Consider the following 423-nt stretch of genomic DNA (forward strand, 5'->3'; position numbering starts at 1 on the left):
GCGTGAAGAGAGCCGTCATCAGGCGGGGATAGGTACCTGCTCCCTCGCGTTACAAATAGGCTTCTTCTTCGATGGTCTGAAACGAAATATCAATGTAGATGAGGATAGCCAGCGTCTGACTAACGTGGGCCGTTTGTTTCGTGCTCACCCTCTGGAGATAAAAGCCAGCCTTACCTCCTCGTACTCTTACGCCAAAATTTATATCCCCGGTTTAGGTACCCCTCTTGAGGATACGCCATCCGAGAGACTGGACAGCATTCTGGACGCCAGACAGAAGGCGCTGCCTGAGGACTATGCCGATGCACTGGTTGAACAGGGCAAAGAAACGGCGGTCGATACTGTCAAGGGTGTTTTCAAAGGGGACTGGAGTCAGGTGCTCTCCAATAAGCGGATGACCTACGGACCATGAAGAGCGGCCTCGAT

The 423-nt window shown here is 52.7% G+C and carries 1 pseudogene; it reads left to right on the top strand.

The features are described from left to right. A pseudogene (locus H0248_RS21605) lies at positions 1 to 409 on the top strand (hypothetical protein); the annotation flags it as partial. Positions 410 to 423: the final 14 nt, after the last annotated feature.

It is taken from the genome of Pectobacterium brasiliense, from assembly GCF_013449685.1.
In the GTDB taxonomy this organism is placed as follows: domain Bacteria; phylum Pseudomonadota; class Gammaproteobacteria; order Enterobacterales; family Enterobacteriaceae; genus Pectobacterium; species Pectobacterium brasiliense_A.